This window comes from Pseudomonas inefficax (assembly GCF_900277125.1).
In the GTDB taxonomy this organism is placed as follows: Bacteria; Pseudomonadota; Gammaproteobacteria; order Pseudomonadales; family Pseudomonadaceae; genus Aquipseudomonas; species Aquipseudomonas inefficax.
On the sequence record NZ_OPYN01000088.1, the window covers coordinates 1 to 3,059 of the forward strand.

The window sequence follows — 3,059 nt, forward strand, 5'->3', positions numbered from 1 at the left end:
CTCCGTCGGCCCAGACGCTTACAACCAGAAGCTGTCCGAGCGTCGTGCCAACGCTGTCAAGCAGGTCCTGACCCAGCAGTACGGCGTGGAATCCAGCCGTGTTGACTCGGTTGGCTACGGCGAAACCCGTCCGGTTGCCGACAACGCCACCGAAGAAGGCCGCGCTGTCAACCGTCGCGTTGAAGCTCAGGTAGAAGCCCAGGCCAAGTAATTGGTTTGAAGCTTCATGAAAAACCCGGCCTCGGCCGGGTTTTTCTTTGTCTGGGATTTGTATCGGCTCCGAGGCTTGCACTGGACCTGTAGGAGCAGCCTTGTGCTGCGAAAGGGCCGGTACAGGCAAAGCCTTCCTGTGGCGGCGATGGCCTCTTCGCAGCACAAGGCTGCTCCTACAGGGATCGGCGTTCAGCCCGCGATCGCGACCAGCCCCAGGGTCTGCTGCTCACCAACCACCTCCCCGATCACCAGTATCGCCGGGCTACGCAAGCCAAACTCGCGCGCATCCTCCACCATCCCCCGCACATCGCTCCTGCACTCCCGCTGCTGTGGCAACGATGCATTCTCGATCATCGCCACCGGCATGCCCGCTGCCATGCCCCCGTCCAGCAACCCTTGGCGCACTTGCTCCAGCCTGGCCACGCCCATGTACACCACCAGCGTCGTGCCGCCCTGGGCCAAGGCTGCCCAGTTCAGTTCGCTGTCGTCCTGGGTATGTGCCGTGACCAGCGTCACGCCCCGGCTTACGCCTCGCGAGGTCAGGGAAATCCCGCATTGCGTGGCGCCGGCCAGGCCGGCGGTGATGCCGTTGACCACTTCCACCTCGATGCCATGCCCCTGCAACCACAGCGCCTCTTCACCGCCACGGCCGAAGATGCATGGGTCGCCGCCCTTGAGCCGCACCACGCAGCGCCCTTGCCGCGCATGGCGCAGCATCAGGCGCTGGATGAACGCCTGTGGCGTGGAGCGGCAGCCGCCGCGCTTGCCCACGGCAATCACCCGGGCCTGTGGGCAATGCTCCAGCACCAGCGGGTTGACCAGGTCGTCGATCATCACCACTGCGGCTTGCTGCAAGGCGCGTACAGCCTTGAGGGTGAGCAGTTCTGGGTCGCCAGGGCCAGCGCCAACCAGCCAGACTTTCGCATTCATCAGGGTTTCCTCATCGAAGGTGCGGTCAGCCCTTGAGCAGGGTGAGCAGCAATATCAGGTTGAACAGCAAGGACAGCAGCGCCAGGGTGCGCCATACCTTCAGTGGCTCGCGCTCCAGCAACGGCCGTGGCCGGCTGGGCAGTTCCTGGCGGTCGCCGCGTTCGAGCAGCAGCAGCCATTGTTCGGCGGTTTCGAAGCGCTGCGCCGGGTCGGCTGCCAATGCCTGCTGCAGGTTGTGCTGCAGCCATTCCGGCAGGTCGGGGCGGTAGCGTGCGGCGTTGACCGGCTGGCCGAAGCGCGGGCGCTGGAAGGCCTCCACTTCACCGTAGGGGTAGTGCCCGGTCAGCAGGTGATACAGCGTCACCCCCACGGCATACAGGTCCTGACGTGGGCTGGGCGGTTGGCCATCGAATGCTTCCGGGGCAATGTATGACGGCGTGCCCGGCAATTCGTGCAGCGGGTCTTCGGACAAGCCCGGGCAGTAGGCCAGGCCGAAGTCCAGCAGGCGCAGCTGGCCATCGCTGCCCAGGTGCAGGTTCTCTGGCTTGATGTCGCGGTGCAGCAGGTTACGCCGGTGCAATACGCCGACCGCCTGCAGCAGTTGCCGGGCCAGCTCCAGCCACTGCGGCATGGGCAACGGGCCGTGCTCGGCCAGCAGCGCTGCAAGGCTCTGGCCGGGGTATTCGCGCATCACGTAGTACAGGTGCTGGCGCTGGCTGGCGGTGTGCAGCTCGGGGAAGTGCCGGCCAGCGACACGGCGCAGGAACCATTCTTCCAGCAACAGCCCTTGTGCCGCGCCGGGCTCCTGCTCGCGTGCGGCGGGCAGGGTCTTCAGCAGCCAGGCTCGGCCCTGGCCATCGCGCACCCGGTACAGCAGCGACTGGCGGCTGTGTGAAAGCAGCTTTTCGGTTTGCCAGCCATCGATTACCTGGCCTTCACGCAGCGGGCCGGGCACCGGCCATTGCTGCAGTTGCGCCAAGGTGTCGCCCAGGTTGGCCGTGCCCAGTTGCTCGACCTGCACCAGCAAGGCACTGGCGTTGTCCTGGCTGCCGTTGAGGTGCGCGCTGGCGACCAGGGTGTCGACGGCCAGTTGCAGGTCGGGTTGCTCGCGCAGCACCGCCTGGATGTGTTGGTCGCCCAGGCTGGCCCATACGCCGTCGCTCAACAGCAGAAAGCTCTCGCCCAGTTGCAGTTCGCCTTCCAGGTAATCCACCAGCAGGTGCTGGTCCAGGCCCAATGCGCGCTTCAGCACATGCTGCATGCCGGGCTGGTCCCATACGTGGTCTTCGCTCAGGCATTGCAGGCGCCCGGCGTGCCAGCGGTACGCGCGGCAGTCCCCCACGTGGGCCAAGGTAAAGCGCCGGCCACGCAGTACCAGCGCGCTGAGGGTGGTCAAAAGTGGTTGGCCGCTGCCTTGGGCACGCAACCAGCGGTTCTGTGCCAGCAGCAGGCGGTCGAGTGCCTGGGCCACGCTCCAGGTCGCAGGGGTGGCGTAATAGTCCAGGGCCAGCGCCTGCAGGCTGGTACGGGCGGCCAGGCCACCATCGGCACACTGGCTGACGCCGTCGGCGAGGGCGAACAGGTAGCCCTTGCTGGCAGCCAGCTCCGGCGCCGGGGTAACCAGGCGCAGAGCGTCCTGGTTTTCCTCGCGAGGCCCGGTGGCGCTGGCCTGGGCAAACTTAAGTTGCAGGCTCATGGCTGTGCCTCAGACTCGCGCCGCCGTAACCGCAGCCGAGCCCCAGGTGGTGCGCCAGCGCTGTTTCACGCCGTGCAGGCCGAACCAGGCCAGCAAGCCCAGGCTGGCGAACAGCCACAGCCCCAGTTGGTAGTCACCGGTGTGCTGCTTGATGGTGCCAAGCCCGGCGGCCAGCAGGAAGCCTCCGATGCCGCCGGCCATGCCGATCAGCCCGGTCATC

General features: G+C 66.5%; 3 protein-coding genes and 1 pseudogene. 1 reads left to right on the plus strand and 3 read right to left on the minus strand.

All coding sequences use genetic code 11. From position 1 onward, the window contains the following. The coding region (locus tag JV551A3_RS11585; protein WP_133978694.1) for an OmpA family protein at positions 1–211 on the plus strand (211 nt) is incomplete at its 5' end. Positions 212–402: 191 nt separating this feature from the next. Here JV551A3_RS11585 and cobA read toward each other — a convergent pair. From cobA to JV551A3_RS11600, 3 genes and pseudogenes are all read right to left on the minus strand, one after another. Next, complete coding sequence (gene cobA / locus JV551A3_RS11590; protein ID WP_133978696.1) at positions 403–1,143, minus strand: uroporphyrinogen-III C-methyltransferase; 741 nt, start codon at positions 1,141–1,143, stop codon at positions 403–405. A 25-nt stretch (positions 1,144–1,168) separates the two neighbouring features. Continuing rightward, positions 1,169–2,839, minus strand: coding sequence for a bifunctional protein-serine/threonine kinase/phosphatase (locus tag JV551A3_RS11595; RefSeq protein WP_133978698.1), 1,671 nt, complete (start codon positions 2,837–2,839; stop codon positions 1,169–1,171). Positions 2,840–2,848: 9 nt separating this feature from the next. After that, positions 2,849–3,059: pseudogene (locus JV551A3_RS11600) on the minus strand (MFS transporter); the annotation flags it as partial.